Here is a 20,802-nt window from a genome sequence, read left to right as displayed (position 1 = left end):
CATGGGCGAGCGAGCATAGTCCCGACCCACATTTCTTATGTCCAAAATCACCATTCAGAATCTCTCCAAGTCCCTGGGCGGACGCGACCTGCTGGCGGGCTTCAGCCTTGAAGCCTCTGCCGGTACGCGTCTCGCCGTGGTCGGCGCCAACGGCTGCGGCAAATCAACATTTCTGCGACTTCTGGCGGGCGAGGCCGAGCCGGACTCCGGACGGGTGATCCTGCCTCCCGGCGTGCGCCTGGGCTACGTGGCCCAGGAACTGGCCGGGTCCGAACTCGACGAACCCCTGCTGGCCTGGGTGATGAGCGCGCTGCCCTCCTGGAAGGAGTTCTGGCGCGAGTGGGAGCACGCGAGCCTCGCCCACGACGAGCACGCCCTGGCCGAGCTCTCGGCGCGCCAGGCCGAGATGGAGCACACCCTGGGCTACAACCCGGAGCATCGGGCCAAGTCCATCCTGTCTGGCCTTGGATTCACCGAGAAGTCCTGGCCGAATCCCGTGCGGCTTCTTTCAGGCGGCTGGCGCGAGCGGGCCAAACTCGCGCGCGTGCTGGTGGCCGGGGCGGACGTCCTTTTGCTGGACGAGCCCACCAACCACCTGGACCTGGAGGCCGTGGAGTGGCTGGAGCAGTACCTGCTCTGCTTCCAGGGCGTTTTGGTGTTCGTGGCGCACGACCGCATCTTCCTGGACCGCGTGGGCACCCACGTGCTGTTCCTGGGCGGCGACAAGCCCATCTACCGCCAGGACAGCTTTTCCGGCTTCCTGGAGTGGCGCGCCCAGATCCAGCAGCAGATGGAGGCCAAGGCCACCCAGCTCTCCGGGGCCATCAACCGCCAGATGTCCTTCATCACCCGCTTCGGGGCCAAGGCCACCAAGGCGCGCCAGGCCCAGAGCAAGTTGAAGGCCGTGGACAAGCTGCAAAAAGAGCTGTCAAACGTGGCGGGCAACATCGAGCGCAAGCGCAAGACGCTCGATTTCAAGCTGCCCGAGCCCGCACGCGCCGACAAGAACATCCTCTCCGTGGCCGACCTGGAGTTCGCCTTTCCTGGGGGCGCTCCCCTGTGGCCCAAGCTCACCTTCAACCTGTACCGGGGGCAGAAGGTGGCCCTGGCCGGGCCCAACGGCGCGGGCAAGACCACGCTGCTCAAATGCCTGACCGGGGAACTGAAGCTGACCGGCGGCGTGGTGAAGATGGGCTCCATGGTGCGCATGGGCTATTTCAGCCAGCACCAGACGGAGATCCTGCGCGAGAACGAGACGGTGATGTCCGAAATCCGCCGCCTCTCGGACCCGCGCTCCAGCACCGAGGAGCTGTGCAGCGTGCTCGGGCTCTTCATGCTGGGCGAGAACTACTTCGACCGCTTCGTGCGCGACCTGTCCGGGGGCGAGAAGTCGCGCCTGGTGCTGGCCAGCCTGTTTTTGGCGCGGGCGAACTTTTTGGTGCTGGACGAACCGACCAACCACCTGGATCTTGAAAGCCGGGAGGCCCTGGTCAACGCCCTGTCCGACTACGAGGGCACCATCCTGTTCGTGGCGCACGACCGCTACCTGCTCTCCGAGGCCGCCGAAGTGGTCTGGACCGTCGGCCCGGACGGCCTGTCCGAGTTCCTGGGCGGATACGAGGCCTACGAACGCCACCTGAAGGATGAGGCCAAGGCCGCCTGCGAGCTGTCCTGCCCGTCCAAGCCCAAGGGCGAGACCCGCGAATCGCGCCAGGCGGAAAAACGTCGTCAGGCCGAGGAACGAAACGCCATCTCCCGCGAGCTCAAGCCCAAAAAAGACCGCTATTCCACGCTGGAAGTCCAGCTTGAGGAGATCCTGACCCGCCAGTCCGAGGTGGAGCAGATCATGGCCGATCCGGCCACCTACGCCGATGCGGCCCGCTTCTCCGAGCTCTCCAAGGAGTATCATTCCCTGCAGGAGCAGTCGGACAAGCTGGTGATGGAGCTGGCCGACCTGGAAGACGTGATCGCCGTGCTGGAAGCGCGCCGGGAAGCCCTGTGATCCGCGTGGTGGCAGGCATCCTCTGGCAGGAGGGGCGCTACCTGGGCGTCTGCCGCCCAGAGGGCAAGCCCCACGCCGGCGAGTGGGAGTTCCCCGGCGGCAAGATCGAGCCCGACGAGGACGCGGCCTGCGCCCTGGTGCGCGAACTGCGCGAGGAACTGGGCATCGAGAGCGGCCAGCCTGAATTTTGGCGGGAAAAAATTCACGAATACCCCAATATCACTGTGCACTTGTCTTTTTTTCATATCCGTGATTTCAAAGGCGTTCCCCACCCTCTGGAAGGCCAGGGGCTTCGCTGGCTTACCCCGGCTGAAGCCGTCAGCCTGCCTTTTCTGGAAGCGGACCGGGACATCGTTGCGGAGTTGTCGGCGCTGGCCGCCACCTGATAGAGAACTCCCATCCTCCCATGGAGTCGTTCTTGCGTATCAATGATCTTCTCTCCCAGGGCAAGCGCTTCATATCCCTGGAATTTTTTCCTCCCAAGGAAAAGGACGCCTGGCCTTCCTTCTTCTACGAGGCAGGCAAGCTTTCCATACTCAATCCCTCGTTCGTGTCCGTGACCTACGGCGCGGGCGGGTCCACCCAGGCCAACACCCTGGAGCTGGTGACGCGTTTCTCGCGCGATCTGGGCTTAAATCCCATGGCGCACCTGACCTGCGTGGGCGCATCCGAGGACTCGCTGCGCTCCTTCCTGGACGGGCTTCGCGAAGCGGGCGTGGACAATGTCCTGGCGCTGCGTGGCGATCCGCCCCAGGGCCAGCCGGACTTCAAGCCCGAGAACGCCGCCTTCCAGTACGCCTCGGACCTGACCGGGTTCATCCACGAGGCCTACCCCGACCTGTGCATCGGCGTGGCCGGATACCCCGAGACGCACCCGCAGGCCGAGAGCGCAGACAAGGATCTCGACTATCTGAAACTCAAGGTCGACAAGGGCGGCAGCGTGATCATCACCCAGCTGTTCTTCAACAACGACCATTATTTCCGCTTCGTGGAGAGGTGCCGGGCCAGGGGAATCGACAAGCCCATCATTCCGGGCGTGCTGCCGATTCTGAATCTGGCCTCGGTGAAACGCATCCTCTCCCTGTGCGGGGCCACCATCCCGGCGGAGTACCTGGCCCGCCTGGAAGCCGCCAACGACCAAGGCGGGGCTGGCGCCGTGCGGGAGCTGGGCGTGGAGTTCGCCCGCGAGCAGTGCCGCGATCTCATCGCGCGCGGCGCGCCGGGCGTGCATCTGTACACGCTCAACAAGGCCCAGGCTTGCCTGGATATCGTCAACGGCCTGGAGCTGTAGGCGGTTCAGGTTCTTTTGAAGAGATAGTAAAACTTGAAGAGAAGATGCCTCCGGCGGCCAAAGAGGAAACTTTTTGAAAAAAGTTTCCTCTCTGGACTCTCCTTCAAAAACGTTTAGTGGGCTTCGCATCTCAGCGCGGCAGCATGTCGTTCGGCGACGGTCGGGGGTTGGAGGTTGGAACGGACGCGGCATGCGCGGCGGGCGACGAATCGTCTTCAAATCGGTTCGAGCCCGCCGCGCATGACGCGGACGGGACAGCCTCCAGCCCCCGGCCCGAGTCCACGGCCAAAACTGACGCACACATACGCGAAGCAAACTGAGGGTCCAGGGGGATCATCCCCCTGGCGGGTCAAGGGCAGAGCCCTGGCAGGGTCTGGGACAGCGTCCCAGCGGGGTCTGGGGCGGAGCCCCAGCAGCATCTCTCTCTTCATCAAGGAGCAATACCATGTCCAAGCTCGTCGTCGCCGTCGCAGGAGCCACCGGGGCCGTTGGCCGCGAGATGCTCAAGACCCTGGAACAGCGCGATTTCCCCGCCACTGAAGTCATCGCGCTGGCCTCCGCGCGTTCCGCCGGAACCACCGTCCCCTTCAAGGACGGCGAGTTGACCGTGCAGGAGATGACGGAGAAGAGCTTCGAGGGCGTTGACCTCGCGCTGTTCTCGGCTGGCGGCTCCACCTCCAAGACGTTCGCGCCCCACGCCGTGAAGAGCGGCTGCGTGGTGGTGGACAACTCCAGCGCCTGGCGCATGGACCCCAAGGTGCCCCTGGTGGTGCCCGAGGTGAACCCCGACGACGTGGACTGGCACGCGGGCATCATCGCCAACCCCAACTGCTCCACCATCCAGATGGTCGTGGCCATGAAGCCCCTGCACGACGCCTACACCATCAAGCGCGTGGTGGTTTCCACCTACCAGGCCGTCTCCGGCACGGGCCAGAAGGCCATTGCGGAGCTCGAGACCCAGGTGCGCCAGATGTTCAACGGCATCGACCCCGAGGTGAAGGTCTACCCGCACCAGATCGCCTTCAACTGCCTGCCGCAGATCGACGTTTTCGCAGAGGGTGATTATACCTACGAAGAGATCAAGATGATCAAGGAGACGGCCAAGATCATGGGCGACGAGTCCATCAAGGTCACGGCCACCACGGTGCGCGTGCCGGTGTTCTACGGCCACTCCGAGTCCGTGAACCTGGAGTTCGAGAAGCCGGTGACGGCGTCTCAGGCGCGGGCGCTGCTGGCCAAGTCCCCCGGCATCCAGGTGTACGACAACCCCGGCGAGAAGATGTACCCCATGCCCATCATGGCCGCCGGCGAGGACGAGGTCTTCGTGGGCCGCATCCGCCAGGACAAAACCGTGGAGTCCGGCCTGAACATGTGGATCGTGTCCGACAACATCCGCAAGGGCGCGGCGCTGAACGCCGTGCAAATCGCCGAGCTGCTCATCGTGAAGGGCAAGCTCAAGGTCTAAACATGGAAATTCTCGGCTCCAAGGAATATCTGGAACGCATGCTCGCCGCCCCGCGCCCAGGCGCGGGGCAGGTGCTGGCCTTCTACGAACACCGCATCGGCGCGGTCTGCAAGGACCCGGAGCTCATGCTCATGCCCTGGGACGACCATCTGGTGCACCGGGGCGACGGCGTGTTCGAGACCATCAAGTGGGTGGACGGACGCGTGTACCTGCTGGACGAGCATCTGGCGCGCATGGGCCGCTCCGGCAAGGCCATCGGGCTCGAGCCGCCCTGTCCGTGGGAGGAAGTGCGCGAGATAGTCCTGGAGATCGGGCGCGCCACGGGCGTGGACAAGGGGCTCTTCCGCATGCTGCTGGGGCGCGGTCCCGGCGGCTTCGGCATCGATCCGTCCGAATGCCCCACGCCGAGCCTGTACATCGCGGCCTACCAGTACACGCCCAAGCCTGCGGCCTTCTATGAGAAGGGCGTCACGGCGTTCCGCACGTCCATCCCGGCCAAGCAGAGCTACCTGGCCACCATCAAGAGCATCGACTACCTGCCCAACGTGCTCATGAAGAAAGAAGCGGCGGCCAAGGGCAAGGACTTCCCGGTGTGCTTCGACGCGCAGGGCTTCCTGGCCGAGGGCGCGACCGAGAACATCGCGCTTGTCGACGCGTCGGGCTGCATCTGCGTGCCCAACCTGAACAACGCGCTTTCGGGTACCACGCTCTTGCGCGTGCTGGAACTGGCCAAGGGCGAGATTCCGCATTGCTACAAGACCATCAGCGAAGAGGACATCTACGTCGCCAACGAGATGATCGTACTGGGGACCACCGCCCAGTGCATTTCGATTGTCGAGTACAACGGCAGGCCCGTGGGCGACGGAAAGCCCGGTCCGGTGAGCAAGCGGCTTCTGGAATTGTTGAAGAAGGACTTGGTGGAGTACGGCGTTCCGCTGTAGACGAGTAAAAGCGAGAATCAGAGAGATTAAGAAAGGGGCCGTGAGGCCCCTTTTTTTGCATTCGCCTTACGTCAAGTAAACGTTACATCTCCAGCGCGGGCTTGCTCCTGCGCATGGTCAGGTATGTCAGGCACGCCGCCACGGCCATGGGTGCCGCGCCGAAGGCAATGAACACCACGTCGCCGGGCATTCTCGCCCATTCCAGCATCCGGGTCAGGTCCCGGTTCAGGTATTCCTGGCCGCGCGCGTGCCAGTAGCCGTTTTGCAGCACGTCATACAGTTGCATGACGCCTCCGGGGAACAGGCTCCCCGCCAGCATCAGGGCAAGCCCGATGTTCAACCCCCAGAACGAGACGCGCACGAACTTCTCCGGGAGTTTCCATTCCTCGTCGGACAGCACCTGCCTGAATGCCAGCACCATGAGCGCCATGGCCTCCATGCCGAACACGCCCATCAGAGCCGCGTGGCCGTGGTTGGTGGTCAGTATGGTGCCCACTTCGAAGTAGCTCACGATGGGCAGGTTGATGAGGAACCCGAAAATGCCCGCGCCCACGAAGTTCCAGAATCCCACGGCCATGAGGAAATAGAAGGCCCAGCGCTGCGGGATGTCCACACGCTGCCCGCACACCGCGCACTCGGAGCGGGTGAGCTTCACGAAGTCCCAGGCGTCCAGGGTCAGAAGCGTCAGCGGTACCACCTCCATGGCTGAGAACAGGGCCGAGAGCGCCATGTTCAGGTTGGTCTGGCCGGACCAGTACCAGTGGTGGCCGGTGCCCACGATGCCGCTGCCCAGGAACAGGATGGCGTCCAGGTAGATGACACGCGTGGCGGTCAGGCGCGAGACGATGCCCAGCCGGAAGAAGATCACGGAGACCATCACGGTGACGAAGAGCTCGAAGAAACCTTCGACCCACAGGTGGATGATCCAGAAGCGCCAGTTGTCCGCCACGGTGAAGTTGGTGGTGGTGCCGAAGAAAAAGGCCGGGATGTAGAAGACCGGTATGGCCAGGGCAGCCAGCAGGAAGAGCGAGGTGATCTCCCGGCGGTGCGGGTCCTGCAGGGCGGGGCCCACGGCCCGAAGCAGCATGACCACCCACCCGATCAGGCCGATGGCCAGCAGCACCTGCCAGAATCGCCCCAGGTCCAGGTATTCCCACCCCTGGTGGCCGAACCAGAACCAGAGCGACCCCAGGGCCTGGTTGATGCCCAGAAGTTCGCCGCCGAGGCTGCCCGCCACCACCAGGATAAGCGCCCAGAACAGGGCGTTGATGCCCTTGAGCTGCCCCCTGGGTTCCTTCTCGCCCAGCGCATGAGCCAGGAGCAGGCCGCCCGCCACGAAGGCGGTGGCGATCCAGAAAATTGCAGACTGAAGGTGCCAGGTGCGCAGGATGTTGCTGGGCAGGATGGCGGAGAGGTCGAAGCCATAGAAGTCTCCCGGCTCGGCCCGGTAATGGGCGGTCGCTCCCCCGATCATGACCTGCACCAGGAATAGCAGGGCCACGGCCACGAAGTATTTTATGACCGCTCTCTGGCTCGCGCTGGCCACTCCGGGGAGCATGCGGGGGTGCACGTGCTCGCCTGAACTTTTCCACCCGAGATAGTTGAATTTGCCGAACGCGAACAGCACCCCGGCCGTAGCCGCCAGCAGCGTGACTAGGCTGAGCGCGCTCCAGAGAACGGCGGCGCTGGTGGGTTTGTTGCCGACCGTGGGATCATAGGGGAAGTTGTTGGTGTAGGAATAGTCCTCGCCGGGCCGGTTGGCGATGGACACCCAGGCAGTCCAGGCGAAGAATGCCGTCAGCGTGCGAAGCTCCCCGGGGTCGCTGATGTATTTTGATCGCAACCCGCCATTGGTGACAACATTGGTGAAATAGTCCGTCCAGTATGGGATCTGGTCTTGGAAGGATTGCGTCTCCGGTGCGGTAAACAGCAAGGACTGTGTTTTATGATCGTACCTGTTTTCTTTCAAAAGGGATGATGCCGCAGTGGATACAACTTCCTTTTGCGGCTCGGAGAGCTCTGAATAGTCTCGTTTGAACATTTGCCTGGACAGAGTCTTGTTCGTTTCCAGGCCGAGAATGTGCAAGTACAGCGCGGAGAAATCCGGGCCCAGGTAGCCCCCATGGCCCCAGATCGAGCCGTTCTCCATCAGGCCGTATTTCAGGAAGACCTGCTGGCCCGTGATGACGTCTTCACGTGTAAAGACGACCTGCCCGGACTGATCAAGTACTTTCTCAGGAATAGGAGGTGCATCTTCATAAGATCGAACAGCAATAAATATCTGGAGGGAGAAGCCAATAAGCAACGTGAGTATCACGCCCTGTTTCCACCATGGGGAAATTGCCTCTTGAATCTGTTCAGTGATAGCCATTGCAGGCCTCCAGGCAAGGTATAGGGAAGGAGAGGATGGATATGTTGGCCTATTTTCAAAGAATGTCAACGCGCGAAAGGAAAATAACTGTCCGATGCAATTCGCCGCAGAAGAGATAAATTGGAAATTGGCAAGCAAGAAGGGGACATGGGAGGCAAGGGGGGATAAAAAAAAGAGGCCGGAAGGCCTCGTTCTGGCGGGGGCAGGCCGGTCCGGCGGACGGCAGGGTCGTTGCGGGTGGAGGCTAACTCACGGAGTCCATACTCTCCAGCAACCACTTGCCATCCACTACCGTGTCATCCCTGACGAATTTCCAGACCTCGTTCACTTTCCGCGACGCGTTGGTCTTGGGGTCGTCGCTGATGGTGGCCTCATAGGCCACGTCCACCACGGTCTGCTTGTCTTCCTTGGTGATCTTCAGCACCGTTGCCTCGACCAGCATCACGGCCACGGTCTCGCGATCCGGCTTCTCTTCGGCCATCTGTTCGAAACGCCGCATCATGTCCGGCGAGGCGAACTGGCGCAGGTCCGCCATGTTGCGCATGGCCAGGGACTGCCGGATGCGCCCATAGATCATCTTCGCGCCGCGCAGGAATTCGCGCTCGTTGAATTCGCCGGAGGGCGTGGCCTCCTGTTCCTCTCTTTCCTGCTTGTCCTCGGGGTGGATGTCCGGCCCCTTTTCACCGGTCAGGTACTCCCAAGCGGCCTGGGCGGCGCGGCTGCGGCGCTCCTGTGGCGGGGCCTCGCCGTCTTCGCGGGTGGGGGTGACGTCGATGGTGGAGTCGTCATCGCCCTTTTTGCGGCGAGCGGAGTTGGTGAGCATGCGCCAGACCACGTAGACGGCAATGCCTATGAACACCAGGTCCAGTATGCCGATTCCTCCCGGAGCCTGGGCCTGGGCGGGGCCGGGCAACGCTTCCGAGGAGGACGCGCACGCGTCCCCGATGCCGGTCGCCAGCATGGCGGCCAGCGTGAAGAGAAGGGCCGTGGCGCGTTTATGTGACATCAGGAGATCAGGTTAAGGTTCTTGAGCAGGTGCAGGAGCATGGCCCGGTCAATGGGCTTGGGCACGTAGGAGGTCGCGCCGCCCTTGTAGTAGGCTTCCACCACGTTCTTTGGGTCGTCCAGGGCGGTGGTCATGATGACCTTGGACTCTCGGATGGAGGGCACGCTGCGTTCGCGCTCGATGGCGCGGATGCGCTTGAGAGCGGCTTGCCCGTCCATCTCGGGCATCATGATGTCCATGCAGATCAGGTCGTAGGGGGCATCGCCCTCCAACGCCTTGGTGAAGGCCTCGATGGCCTCCAGTCCGTTGACCGCGATGTCCACTTCGCCGTACGGGGTGAGTATCTTCTGCAAGAGCTTTCTGCTGGCGAAATCGTCTTCAACGACAAGCGCTTTCATCCATGTCCTCCGGGTCGGCGAAAAACTTTCCTAAATTTGTACAGAGTATGCCGGTTGGAGACAAGTGTTTGTTCTTGAAAATACCAACCTGATAATGCAGTGATGCCGAGCCATCCCGATATTACGAGGTTTTCGTGATCGATTCGCATATCGCCTGGTTTGAGGACCACGTGCGAAGCTTCCTGACGGGAGACCCGCAGGACGACGCGCACATCGAGCTCAAACGCGACCACTCCTTCAAGGTCCTGGCCGAAGCCAGGGCCATCACGCCCACGCTGGACCTGTCGCCGGGGCTTGCGCGGGCCGCGCATCTGGCGGCCCTGTACCACGACGCGGGCCGCTTCCCGCAGTATCGCGCCTACAAGACCTTCAAGGACGCCCAGTCCGCCAACCACGCCCACCTGGGGGTGCGCTCCCTGCGCGCGCACGCGGCGCTCTCGGATCTGGCCCCCGCCACGCGCGGCCTGGTTCTGGGGGCGGTGGTCATGCACAACCGGCGCGAGCTGCCCACGGGCATTTCGGATGAGCTGGCCCTGGTGACCCGCGTGGTGCGCGACAGCGACAAGCTGGACATCATCCGCATCATGCTCGACCACCTGCGCCCCGGCGGCAAGGAGTCCGACGTGGTGATGCTGCACGTGGAGGACGACCCGGAGCGCTACACCCCGGCCATCGTGGCCCAGATCGAGGCCGGGCGCATCGGCGACTACGCGCTCATGCGCTATCGCAACGACTTCACGCTGCTGCTCCTGAGTTGGGTGTTCGACCTGAGCTTCAGGGCCTCGCGCCGGATGTTCCTGGAGCGCGGCCACCTGGACGAGCTGTGCGGCCTGCTGCCGCGCACGCCGGAGTTGACGCGCATTGGCGACAGGATTTATGACGTCCTGAATCAGTAGACTTTTCCCGTTCAGCCCGGGGCCAGCCGCCCCCCCAACCCTTCGCCTTGGAGTCCCCGTGCCGGAACCGATCTCTTCCCCCGTCAGACTGGATGTGGTGGCCGTCGTTTCCGGCCTGGAGGAACACGTCCGCCGCGACCGCCAGTGCCTGAAGCAGCTCAAGGCGGGCATGATCAAGCAGTTCACCTCCGGGTCCGAGGCCATCGACTTTCTGGGGATGCAGGAGGTCGACCTCGTGGTGCTGGACTCGCAGCTCACGGACATGGACGGCTTTAAATTCCTCAAGCTTCTGCGCCTGAACATGAACCTGAAGGACACCCCCGTGGTCATGGTGACCCAGGAGGGCCAGAAGGAACGCGTGCTGGAGGCCATCGCCGCCGGGGTGGACGGCTACGTGCTGCGCCCCTATTCCATGGAGACCTTTCAGCGGCACATGCTGCGCGCCCTGAAGATCGACAGGCTGGTGGAGATCGAGCAGGCCCAGTTGAACGAAGGCCGCAGGCTGCTGGCTGCGGGCCGCTTCGACGAGGCCATCGAGACCTTCGAGGAGCTGGTCAGCGAGGACAATCAGGCCCAGAAGTACTACGACATGGGCTGCAAGTACCTGGTGAAGATGAAGTACGGCCAGGCCATCATCGCCTTCAAGAAGGCCGTGAAGATAAACGAGCTGTTCGCGGAGGCCTACAAGGGGCTGGCCGAGGCCTACAAGGGCAAGGGCGACCTGGAGGGCTACAAGACCTACCTGCAGATGGCTGCAGAGACCTTCGCCCACTTCAACCGGCTGGAGGAGACCAAGGAGCTGTTCATCGAGGTGCTCAAATACGACGCCGCCAGCCCCAACCCATTCAACTCGCTCGGAGTGAAGCTCCGAAAGGCCGGGGACCTGCCCGGCGCGCTGCACGCCTACCGGCAGGCGCTGGAGCTGACGCCAGACGACGAGAACATCCACTTCAACATGGCCAAGGCCCAGTTCTTCATGGGAGACGTGAAGGGCGCGCAGGAGGCGCTTTTGAAAGCCCTGTGGATCAACGCGAATTTCGCCGAGGGGCTGAAGCTGCACCTGAAGCTGTTCAACAGGGAGTTCAGGCCCCCAAAAGGGGCGGGGATGCCCGGCGGGCCGCCGTCAACCGGGACGCTGGACAGCATGCAGGATATTTAGCGCGGTCTCAGCCCGCGCCAGTTGTCATGGTCTGAGTGCTCAAGCCCGGTAGGTCTTCCTGCCGGGCTTTTTCGTATTCCCCCAATTGTCGTGCCTTACTGACAAAAGTGAAGCCCCGACCTGTTGAATCAGGCCGGGGCGTTGATGGCGATTTGCAGGCGTTTGGTCGGTTAAGCCTTGGCGTTGCCTCTCCTGCGCTTGAGATATGCGGCTCCGGCCACACCGATGGCCATGAGTACCATGGTGCCGGGTTCGGGAGTGGCAGTGACCGGGGGCAGGGGAGTGGTTCCGATGCCATCAAGGAATGCCGCTCCACCATGGCCGCCCCAGCCGCAGTCGATGACGGTCATCATGACGGTGATGATGTCTCCGGCGTCAAAGTTGGAAAGTGCGTAGGTGTACAGGCCGGTCTTGTACCAGGCGGTTCCGTCCAGGTAACCGTAGTCCGCCCAGCCGCCCCCTTGCTTGGTAAGCGCATCAGCATGGAAGGCGTCGATGTTGCTTCCGTTTTTTTGGATGATTATGTCAAAGGCGGGCTGAGCCCCAAGATCATGCAAGTTGGATGGCTCAACGAGGAGTGCGCCCCAGCGAACATACAGCGTTTCCGTCAAATCTGCCGCTGATAATGCTGAAGACTGTGAGATGGTGGTACTATGGTAGTTTCCAACGAGATCTTGTAGGCGAGCCATATGGCTCCCGTAGTATGGAGCAATGTTCGTTGTTTGTCCCCAGAGCATGGGGCTGGCGTTGCTTATCACCGATGAAAGACCAGCTCCTGACCCAGAAACCGTCCATCCAGTGAAGTCACCTGTTTCAAATCCTCCATTGGTGAAAGCAGCCCATGAAGATGTCGACACTAAACAAGTTACAAATAATGAAAGTAAAACTCTTTTCATAAATATACCCCTGCCTGTTGAACGTTTTCAGAGTATGCATATGTAATGACATTTTAAGTTTAGCATGAAGTGTGCCAGCTTTTGTGCATTAAAATTGTTGAGAAAATTGTAGTCGTGTACTTTGTGGTGTAAATTTTTACGACATGCAGTTGTAACAGTGGTCGACTCGTGTGAGTCTTGGTGTTGTCAGAAGGTAACTAGGAAGTAATTAAGATTGTTTTTTGTTCATCTGTAGTAAATATGTATGCAGAGTGTTGCTTGTTGGCGCAAGGCAATGTTAAGTTTGGGTGTATTTGTTAGTAGCGTTTGGCGAGTTGTTATTTTGGGCATTGATTTGTATTTGTTTTGCGTCAGCTTGTCGGTCGTATATGTACGCTGGAATGCGGTTGCCAGCAGGTCTCGGCAGCCTTGCCTTCCCTCGCCCATCTCGCCTTGCCGTATCAGGTGCGCGTCGTGTTTATCCCTTGTGCTGTTCAAGGATGTCGAATGCAAACGGGCCTCTTGAAGAACTCAAGAGGCCCGTCTTTGCGAAGCTCGCAGGGGAACATCGACGTGTCGCGGTCAATGACCGTCTCGCCGCTTCCCGTCGGGTACGACTCGCCGAGGCGTAGGCGATGAACACGGGCTTGTCCTGGACGAGTCCGGGGAAGCCGTCCTCATTCGCCCCGACTTGCCAGACCCCGAGGTCCGTCCACGGTTGCTCTGCTCGACTCCCGGGGGCTCAGGATAGCTGGCACGCTTGAAGAATCGCCCCCGTATCGCCGTTGGCTATTTCTTCCTCTGGGCCAGTTTGGCCAGCTTCTTTTCCCTGCTGCCCATGGCGGCGCCAGTACTGCCCGCTTCTTCCGTCTTGGAGTCTTTGCCTGACCCCCTTGAGGCTTCCTGCATGTTGCCCTTGGCCTGCTTCTTGTTTCCGCCGGACTTGTCGTTGTTTTTTGAACTCATGGGATAGCTCCTTGGGTCGTATGTTCTGTGCGGCTGGCTGCAGATCCTGCCGCTTCCGCGCCAGGATTGGCGTACGTCTCAAAGTGCCTGTTGCTGGCTGAAACAACCGACTCCTCCGCCAAGGCCGCCGGATTCGTAATTTCAGCTCCCGCCAGCAAGCACCTGATACGACACCGCAATATTCTGCGCTCTCTCTGTCTGTGACAGATGCATGTTCGGATGTGCTCCTGTATATACTTCATCAAGATGGTGTTGCATAGCTGTATGAAGGAAAATGCGGTTAATAAAATGTTAAATAAAATTTGTGGTGTGGCAATGTGTTGGAATTGTACGCAAATAACTCGGAGTTTTTCTGCTGCATTGCCTTATTGAAACAAGATGCCAGTCTTGTGCGTCATGCGCAATCCGGATCACGGCAGATGCATGCTGTCATGCCCTCTTGTCTCCCGGTTCATGCAGCCCTGCATCTCGCTTCAGTATTTGCATCAACCATTCGAATTGAAAGGCAATGTCAGTAACGAGACGGGCCTCTTGAATTATTCAAGAGGCCCGTGTTCAAGGAAAACTGCGGGTCATCCAGGAGCAGTGATCTGGCTGGAACGCCACGCCGACACGCCGTTGCGTCGCGCCCCAGGATATCCTCAAATATCCCTGGGCAACCCGCCAGGATTAGAAATCCTTCGCCATCTCCCGCGCCTTGGCAATCGCTCCGGAGCGGCTCTCCTCCACCTGGGCGTCGCTGGAGAGCGTCGCCTCCACGCGCACGCTTCGCACGTCTTTCAGCCCCATGTACCCGAGTATCATCTCCAGGTAGGGCTTCTGGTGGTCCATGACCGCCGCGCCGCTGCCGGGCGGGTAGGCTCCGCCCGAGGCGTAGGCGATGAACACGGGTTTGTCCGGGATGAGCCCGAACGCGCCGTCTTCGTTCACGCCGAAGGACAAACCCGGCTGCACCACCAAGTCGATGTAGTGTTTCAGCCGGTAGGGCAGGCTGAAGTTCCACATGGGTACGGCCATGACGATCCGGGCGCAGTCCTTCAGTTCGTCCACGTAGCGCTTCACCTGCTGCCAGGCCCGCTGTTGGGCCGGATCGTGGGTCAGGCCGTGAAGGACGTTGTATTTGGCCTGCAAGGTGGGACCGTCGAAGGGCGGCAGGTCATCCTCGAACAGGTTGCGGGTGGTGACCAGATACTGGGGGTTGGCCTCCTGGTAGGCTTCCAGGAAGGCGTCGGCCACGGCGATGGAATGGGAGCGGGGTCCCCTCGGGGACGCCTTGATATAGAGAATGGCGGGCATGGCGGCTCCTTGGCGTCTGATGGAACGCCCCGGACGCGGGGCAATGTTCATCAAATAGCCTGGACAGGCAGCCGGAACAAGAATTTTCGGGATTTTCCAGTGCGATGCTTTTCAGAAACGTCGCGCCGCGCGTGCAGCGCATGTGAAATATTTGAGACTCTTGAAAAGCTTATCGCCCACAGCCACCCGTACAGAAGGGTGATCCAGTAGCAAGCTGGGATACTTTTGGATTCCAAAGGGCGCAGCTCTTTGGCCGCCGGAGGCGTACCTACTGCAAATTTTGCATGTCACTCGTGATTCTCACAAACAAATGAACGGTTCCCTTGGCTTAGGCCCAAGGTATGAACGTATTTTGAGAACGCCGTGTCAGGCCCCGTCCAGGAGTGACCCCAGTTCGCTGCGCTTCAGGGCCTCGCGGTCGAAGTGGGCGCGCAGGTCCTTGTCCTTGGGGAAGATGCGGTGCTTGCGCAGATAAGCCAGAAAGGCCAGGGCCTCGCGGAACTCGGGATTGAGCTCGATGCAGTCGGCAAGCCCCTGGTAGGCGTTCTCGATGTCGCCTTTCTCATACCAGGCGCGGGCGATGTTCAGGAGCAGGTTCTCGTCGTTGGAGCAGAGAGTGCGGGCGCGGTTGTAGAAGGCCAGGGCTTCGTCGAACAGCCCCTTCTTGCGCATGGCGATGCCGAAGTCGTTGAACAGGTGCTTGTGCTCGGCGGAGAAGGCCTCGTCCATGCTGACCAGCTTCTCGAAGGCGTAGCGGCCTTTCTCGAGCTGGTTGAGGGCCAGGTAGGTCAGGCCCAGTCCGAAGTTGCCCCGGATGTTCTCCTCGTCGATGCGCAGCACCTTCTGGTACTCGATCTTGGCTTCGAGGTTCATGCCTTGCTTGCGGAAGTAGTCGCCGGTGAGCACCCGCTGGGTCAGCAGGCGGTAGCCCAGGTCCGGCTCCAGGGTGAAGCTCTCCAGGAAGGGGTCCTTCTGCATGCTGTGCTGCTTGGGGGTGGGCAGGCCGTGCTCGTCCAGCAGCTGGATGCTGATGAGACCGTCGCCCAGCTCCCTGGCGAACCAGAAGCGCTTGGGGATGGCCGGGTCGGGTTCTTCACCGGGCATGGCGGGAGAGGAGAAGATTCCCTTGAGTTTATGGGAGGACTCGTCGCGGCCGCAGTCCAGGGTGTCGCTTTCGTTGGTCAAGGGTTTATCAGTATGACCACGCGGCGGTTGCGGGCCTGGTTTTCCGGCAGGGGCTGGCCCTGGGCGGAGTCGTTGGGGGCCACGGGGCGGGTGTCGGCGTACCCGGCCACGTGCAGGCGGTCCTTGGCCACGCCGTGGTCGATCAGGTAGCGGGCCACCCGCGAGGCCCGCGCGCCGGAGAGCTCCCAGTTGGACGGATAGATGAGCGACTGTATCGGGAGGTTGTCGGTGTGGCCCTCCACGGTCACTTTGTAGGGCGTGCTGCGAAGCGAGGCCGCGATGGAGTCGAGGTAGGGGATGGAGGAGGGGGTAAGCTCCGCGCTGGCCTTGTCGAAGAGCACCGCGCCCTTGAGGGTGATGGCGAAGCCGCCCTCGCGTTTTTCGATCTGCACGCCCGCCGGGTCCTGGGCGAAACGCATGCCCAGTTCCGCGCCGATTTCCTCGAGCGTTTTGGGGCGCGTGGCCTGTCCGGACTGGTCGCCGAGACCGGGGCCGGTCTGGGCGGTGAGCCCGGCCTGTCCCGAGGGGGCGCTCTGGTAGACCTGCGGCGGCAGGGACGGCGGGAGCACGGGGTAGACCTGCCCGCCAGGGCCGGTGGGGAGGTCGTCGGCCAGGGAGGAACCCAGCCGCTTGCCCTGCGCCTGTACCTGGGCCTGAACCTGCTCGCGCTTGGCTTTTTCGGTCTTCATGGCGTCTTCCATGGACTGCGCCACCTTCTTGTAGCGCTCCTGATCCAGGCTGGAGACCGACAGCATCAGCACGAAGAAGCACAGCAACACGGTCAGCAGGTCCGCGAGCGAGACGAACCACGTCCCCTCGTCTTCGTCTTTGAGTCTGCCGCGCAGTTGCGAGAGCTTGAGCATGGCGGTGCCTAGTCGCGCCCCTGAAGAACATGAAGATGTCTTTCGGGGTTAAAAGATACGTTCACTGTTCTCAAAATAAATATGTATTTATTTTGAGGACGCCACACTGGGCCGGATGCCGATGGACGCCCAGCGGCGGGGCGGCAGGTAGGCCTTGAGCTTGTCGTAGACAATGGGCGCGGGGGCCTTGTCCTTGATGAAGAGCACGCCGTCGCGGATGACGCACATGAGCAGCACCCGCTCCTCGATGCGCTTCTCCACCTTCACGGCGATGGGCAAAAATATCAGGTTGGAGAGCAGGATTCCGTAGAGGGTGGTGGTCAGGGCCACGGCCATGTGCTGGCCAAGCGCTCCGAGCCCGCCGCCGCCCATGGCCTGCATCAGGCCGATGAAGCCGATGAGCGTGCCGATGAGCCCGTAGGCGGGCGAAAGCTTGGCCATGGTGCGGTAGATGCCCGCCGAGGAGATCTCCTGCTGGTAGGTCTGCTCGATGCGCGTCTCCAGGATTTCCTTGATCTCGTCGCGCGAATAGCCGTCCACCAGCATCTGCAGGGCGTTCTGCAGAAACTCGTTCTCGATGCCGGGCAGCGCCCTCTCAAGGTGCACCTTGCCGCGCGCCGAGGCCTCGCGGGCGATCTGCACGATGGACTCGATGTAGTTGCCGATGGGCAGTTCCTCGCGTTTCAGGGCCGTGAGGAATATGGTGAACACGCGCGTCACTTCCTTCAGGGGGAAGCAGATGAAGGTGGAGGCCAGGGTGCCGCCCAGCACGATGGCCAGGCCCGGCAGGTTGATGAACACCCGCACGGAGTCCGTGGCGAAATACGTGGCCGCGCCCAGGATGATGACGCCCGCGACGAAACCGATGACCGTGGCGACGTTCACCCGGCAATCCCCTTCATGGTTTTGATCATGGTCAGCAGTTCCTCTTCGATGTCGGCAGCCTCGCCGGAGTCCAGGCCGTCCATCCTCGCGACCTCCTCCTTGACCACTGCGGCGATCTTCTTGGAGAGGTTGCCGTAGATCTTGTTGCGGGCCTCTTCACCTGCCAGGGACGCCAGCACCGAGACCTTGTAGAAGCCCAGCTTGGAGAGGGCCTCCTCCAGGGTGGTGTTGTCCACGGCGATGATGTCGTCCACGGATTGCAGGTCCTCGATCTTGAGGCGCGGGCGCTTGGCGCGCTGGAAGAACTCGGGTCCCTTCTGCGCGGCGTAGGACATGATGGAGGCCTTGTGGAAGAAGAAGGAGGTCTCGGGAATCTCGCCGTAGGCCAGCTTCTTGAGGATAACTCCGGGCTGGGCCTGGATTTCCTTGGCGAATTCATGGAGGTCGATGAATTCCATGTCGGTGCCGCACACGTCCTGCTGGTCCTTGGCCATGTTCTTGGAGACGCGCGCAAAGCGGTCGGCGTCGGGGATCGTGAGCAGGCGCTCCTTCACGAAATCGCTGGACTTCTTCATGGTGCCAAGCAGCGGGTCCTTGCGGTAGTAGCTGCCCTTGACGTCAACGATGTCGATGATGTGGACCTTGGCCAGCTTCTCGAAGATCTCGTCGATCTCCACCTGGGACACCAGGAGGATCTCCTTGATGGTCTTGGAGAGTTCCACCGTGGAGATCTGCGTGGCCTCGCTCTTGGGCGTGGACTTGGTGGCGGCGCGCCAGGCCAGGAGCATCACGCTGCACACCGAGGCGAAGGTGTTGGAGCAGGGCCGGTCCGCCACGCGGGCGTTCAGCGCGCGCACGCGCTCCACCAGGTAGGAGGTGATGATCTGGACCGGGCGCGGGCTCTTGAGCAGCAGGGTGTGCAGGAGGTTCTGGTCCAGCACGATGACTTCGGTGTATTCCAGGGCCTCGGCGGAAGCGGTGCGCTTCTCCTCGCTGATGACGCCCATCTCCCCGAAGATCTGTCCGGGACGAAGTATCCCCAGGTTGATGCGCTTGTTGCCGGAGAGGCGGTAGAGCCCGATTGCGCCCTGCTTTATGATGTAGGCTTCATTGCTGGACTGGCCCTCTTTGTAGATGACCTGTCCCTTGTGGAAGATTTTGTTCTTGTCTCCCACTTCAGGTGTCTTCATCGACGCTCTCCGCTCCAAGTAGCGCCCCCTTACGTCTTCGGACGATTATGCCGACATTCTATGTACATGCGGCGGGAGGCAGGATGTGTCAAGGGATTGGGCCCGGAAAGGCCGGGTATTCCGGACTCTGGACCGGTTCTTAGTAACCGTAAAGACCCCGGAGGACAAGGAGGGCCTTCAGCCCGGCGAAGAGATTTACTAATTGCCGGGTTGAGGCTAGTTTGCAGGGCAGGAGCGAGCCATGCCCATCCCCTATAATCGTTGCAAAGACGTCACGGTTTTGAGCCTTACCCCCCACGGCCCGGAAGGGCGCGAGCACGGGTTGTGGCTCCTGGAACTGGAAAACCCCGGACTGGCCAAGGCCCGTCCCGGCCAGTTCGCCATGCTGCGGCCCGCGTCCTGGGGGTTCGATCCCCTGTGGGCCAGGCCTCTTTCCATCTGCCGGGCGCTGCCCGACAGGCTGGTGTTCAACTTTCTGGTGGCCGGACGCGGCACCTCGGCGCTGACCAGGCTTTCGCCCGGCGACAAGGTGACCCTCTGGGGGCCGCTCGGGCACGGGTTCGCCGTGGAGCCGGGCGTGCGCACCCTGATGCTGGCGGGCGGCATCGGCATCGCGCCCTTCGTGGAGTACGCCGCCGTGCACCCCACCCCCGGCCAGCTGTCGCTGCTGTTCGGGCACAGGCCGCCGCTCTCCTGCTACCCCTACGAGGACCTGGCCCGGACCGTGGGCGCGGAGTCCTTCCAGGATCGCAGCGCCGAGGACATCCCGCGCTTCGTGGAGCTTCTTGAGAAGCGCATGGCCGAGCACGCGGGCGGTCTGGCCCTGGCCTGCGGCCCCACACCATTTCTGCGCTCCGTGAAGGCCGCCGCCGAAAAGTACGGCGTGCGCTGCCAGATCTCCCTGGAGAACCGCATGGCCTGCGGCGTGGGCGCGTGCCTGGGCTGCGTGGCCGAGACCCCGGCCGGGGAGCGGGTGCAGACCTGCACGCGCGGGCCGGTGTTCTGGTCGAACGAAATAACTCTCTAGGAGCCTTTGATGGACCTTCGCGTCGCCCTTGCCGGGCTATCCCTCAAGAATCCGGTCATGACCGCCTCGGGAACCTTCGGCTACGGCCAGGAGTTCACCCCCTACGGCGACCTGCGCACCCTGGGGGGCATCGTGGTCAAGGGCCTGTCCCTGAAGCCCCGCGCGGGCAACCCCATGCCCCGCGTGGCCGAGACCCCCTCCGGCATGTTGAACGCCATCGGGCTCCAGAACTGCGGCGTGGAGACGTTCCTGAAGGACAAGCTCCCTTTCCTGCCCTGGCGAGAGACCCCCATCCTGGCCAACCTCTACGCCTGCGACCCCGACGAGTTCGCCGAGCTTGCCTCGGTGCTGGCCGCCGAGGAGGGCGTGGCGGGGCTTGAAGTGAACATCTCCTGCCCCAACGTGAAGGAGGGCGGCGTGCTCTTCGGGCAGGACCCGGCCCAGGCGGCCAGGGTCACCGAGGCCGTGAAGAAGCGCGCCGGGAACAAGCCGGTCATCGTCAAGCTCTCGCCCAACGTGGCCGACATCGTGGCCATCGCCAAGGCCGTTGAGGCCGCCGGGGCGGACATCATCTCGCTCATCAACACCCTGACCGGCATGGCCGTGGACGTGCGCACCCGAAAGCCCAGGCTGGCCAACGTGGTGGGCGGCCTTTCCGGCCCGGCCATAAAACCCGTGGCGCTGCGCTGCGTGTGGCAGGTGAGCCGCGCCGTGACCGTGCCGGTGATCGGCATGGGCGGCATCGCCTCGGCCATGGACGTGCTGGAGTTCATCCTGGCTGGCGCGCACGCCGTCCAGGTGGGCACTGCCAACTTCATACGCCCGGACTTCAGCTTCAGGCTCGTGGAGCAGCTTCCGGGGGTGGCCCGCGAGATGGGCGTCACGGACCTGGAGAGCTTCCGGGGGAGCCTTAAGACGGCGTAGTTCCCTGTAGTTCTTGGTGCATTGGCAGCGCTTGCGTGTTATGCGCTCCTGACGTCCCGTCG

At 62.1% G+C, this 20,802-nt stretch carries 19 protein-coding genes; 9 read left to right on the top strand and 10 right to left on the bottom strand.

What is annotated here, in order from left to right:
• Positions 1-37: 37 nt before the first annotated feature.
• The 5 genes from G453_RS0115260 (at position 38) to G453_RS0115240 (ending at position 5,699) form a co-directional block, all read left to right on the top strand.
• Positions 38-2,002, top strand: coding sequence for an ABC-F family ATP-binding cassette domain-containing protein (locus tag G453_RS0115260; RefSeq protein WP_027191745.1), 1,965 nt, complete (start codon positions 38-40; stop codon positions 2,000-2,002).
• Positions 1,999-2,388 carry a (deoxy)nucleoside triphosphate pyrophosphohydrolase gene (locus G453_RS0115255; protein WP_027191744.1) on the top strand — a complete coding sequence of 130 codons (390 nt, stop codon included), beginning with the start codon at positions 1,999-2,001 and terminating at the stop codon, positions 2,386-2,388. The genes G453_RS0115260 and G453_RS0115255 overlap by 4 nt, the downstream gene beginning before the upstream one ends.
• A 32-nt stretch (positions 2,389-2,420) precedes the next feature.
• Positions 2,421-3,293, top strand: coding sequence for a methylenetetrahydrofolate reductase [NAD(P)H] (gene metF / locus G453_RS0115250; protein WP_027191743.1), 873 nt, complete (start codon positions 2,421-2,423; stop codon positions 3,291-3,293).
• Positions 3,294-3,738: 445 nt separating this feature from the next.
• Complete coding sequence (locus tag G453_RS0115245; protein WP_027191742.1) at positions 3,739-4,758, top strand: aspartate-semialdehyde dehydrogenase; 1,020 nt, start codon at positions 3,739-3,741, stop codon at positions 4,756-4,758.
• A gap of 2 nt (positions 4,759-4,760) precedes the next feature.
• Positions 4,761-5,699, top strand: a complete 939-nt coding sequence (locus tag G453_RS0115240; protein ID WP_027191741.1) for an aminotransferase class IV — start codon at positions 4,761-4,763, stop codon at positions 5,697-5,699.
• 82 nt (positions 5,700-5,781) lie between these two features.
• Here G453_RS0115240 and G453_RS0115235 read toward each other — a convergent pair whose 3' ends face one another.
• From G453_RS0115235 to G453_RS0115225, 3 genes are all read right to left on the bottom strand, one after another.
• On the bottom strand, positions 5,782-8,070 hold the full coding sequence (locus G453_RS0115235; RefSeq protein ID WP_027191740.1) for a nitric-oxide reductase large subunit: 2,289 nt from the start codon (positions 8,068-8,070) through the stop codon (positions 5,782-5,784).
• 244 nt (positions 8,071-8,314) lie between these two features.
• On the bottom strand, positions 8,315-9,076 hold the full coding sequence (locus G453_RS0115230; RefSeq protein WP_027191739.1) for a TIM44-like domain-containing protein: 762 nt from the start codon (positions 9,074-9,076) through the stop codon (positions 8,315-8,317).
• Positions 9,076-9,474 carry a response regulator gene (locus G453_RS0115225; RefSeq protein ID WP_027191738.1) on the bottom strand — a complete coding sequence of 133 codons (399 nt, stop codon included), beginning with the start codon at positions 9,472-9,474 and terminating at the stop codon, positions 9,076-9,078. The genes G453_RS0115230 and G453_RS0115225 overlap by 1 nt, the downstream gene beginning before the upstream one ends.
• 134 nt (positions 9,475-9,608) lie before the next feature.
• Between G453_RS0115225 and G453_RS24455 the strand changes: the two genes are divergently transcribed.
• Both G453_RS24455 and G453_RS0115215 read left to right on the top strand, forming a co-directional pair.
• Positions 9,609-10,370: an HD domain-containing protein gene (locus G453_RS24455; RefSeq protein ID WP_043646012.1), complete on the top strand. Its 762-nt coding sequence runs from the start codon at positions 9,609-9,611 to the stop codon at positions 10,368-10,370.
• 58 nt (positions 10,371-10,428) lie between these two features.
• The gene (locus tag G453_RS0115215) at positions 10,429-11,529 is read left to right on the top strand and encodes a tetratricopeptide repeat protein (RefSeq protein WP_235731772.1); all 1,101 of its coding nucleotides are present in this window, start codon (positions 10,429-10,431) and stop codon (positions 11,527-11,529) included.
• A gap of 170 nt (positions 11,530-11,699) precedes the next feature.
• Here G453_RS0115215 and G453_RS27345 read toward each other — a convergent pair whose 3' ends face one another.
• From G453_RS27345 to G453_RS0115180, 7 genes are all read right to left on the bottom strand, one after another.
• The gene (locus tag G453_RS27345; protein ID WP_084502401.1) at positions 11,700-12,425 is read right to left on the bottom strand and encodes a PEP-CTERM sorting domain-containing protein; all 726 of its coding nucleotides are present in this window, start codon (positions 12,423-12,425) and stop codon (positions 11,700-11,702) included.
• 768 nt (positions 12,426-13,193) lie between these two features.
• Positions 13,194-13,370 carry a hypothetical protein gene (locus G453_RS28085; RefSeq protein ID WP_156920960.1) on the bottom strand — a complete coding sequence of 59 codons (177 nt, stop codon included), beginning with the start codon at positions 13,368-13,370 and terminating at the stop codon, positions 13,194-13,196.
• A 669-nt stretch (positions 13,371-14,039) separates the two neighbouring features.
• Positions 14,040-14,666, bottom strand: coding sequence for an FMN-dependent NADH-azoreductase (locus tag G453_RS0115200; RefSeq protein ID WP_027191735.1), 627 nt, complete (start codon positions 14,664-14,666; stop codon positions 14,040-14,042).
• A gap of 366 nt (positions 14,667-15,032) precedes the next feature.
• Entirely contained in the window at positions 15,033-15,851 is an 819-nt protein-coding gene (locus G453_RS24450) for a tetratricopeptide repeat protein (RefSeq protein ID WP_051272489.1), read from the bottom strand.
• Positions 15,848-16,714 (bottom strand): OmpA family protein, encoded by an 867-nt coding sequence (locus G453_RS0115190; RefSeq protein ID WP_027191734.1) that lies wholly within the window; start codon positions 16,712-16,714, stop codon positions 15,848-15,850. The genes G453_RS24450 and G453_RS0115190 overlap by 4 nt, the downstream gene beginning before the upstream one ends.
• Positions 16,715-16,801: 87 nt before the next feature.
• Positions 16,802-17,599 (bottom strand): motility protein A, encoded by a 798-nt coding sequence (locus tag G453_RS0115185; RefSeq protein ID WP_027191733.1) that lies wholly within the window; start codon positions 17,597-17,599, stop codon positions 16,802-16,804.
• A complete protein-coding gene (locus tag G453_RS0115180; RefSeq protein ID WP_027191732.1) occupies positions 17,596-18,789 on the bottom strand; it encodes a Crp/Fnr family transcriptional regulator in 1,194 nt (397 codons plus the stop codon). The genes G453_RS0115185 and G453_RS0115180 overlap by 4 nt, the downstream gene beginning before the upstream one ends.
• A gap of 241 nt (positions 18,790-19,030) precedes the next feature.
• Between G453_RS0115180 and G453_RS0115170 the strand changes: the two genes are divergently transcribed.
• Positions 19,031-19,816 carry an iron-sulfur cluster-binding protein gene (locus G453_RS0115170; RefSeq protein ID WP_027191731.1) on the top strand — a complete coding sequence of 262 codons (786 nt, stop codon included), beginning with the start codon at positions 19,031-19,033 and terminating at the stop codon, positions 19,814-19,816.
• Between the two features lie 9 nt (positions 19,817-19,825).
• Positions 19,826-20,740: a dihydroorotate dehydrogenase gene (locus tag G453_RS0115165; protein ID WP_027191730.1), complete on the top strand. Its 915-nt coding sequence runs from the start codon at positions 19,826-19,828 to the stop codon at positions 20,738-20,740.
• Positions 20,741-20,802 lie beyond the last annotated feature (62 nt).

Origin of the sequence: Fundidesulfovibrio putealis DSM 16056 (genome assembly GCF_000429325.1) — a bacterium.
Classification (GTDB): Bacteria; Desulfobacterota; Desulfovibrionia; order Desulfovibrionales; family Desulfovibrionaceae; genus Fundidesulfovibrio; species Fundidesulfovibrio putealis.
This window is presented reverse-complemented; position numbering and strand designations above follow the sequence as displayed.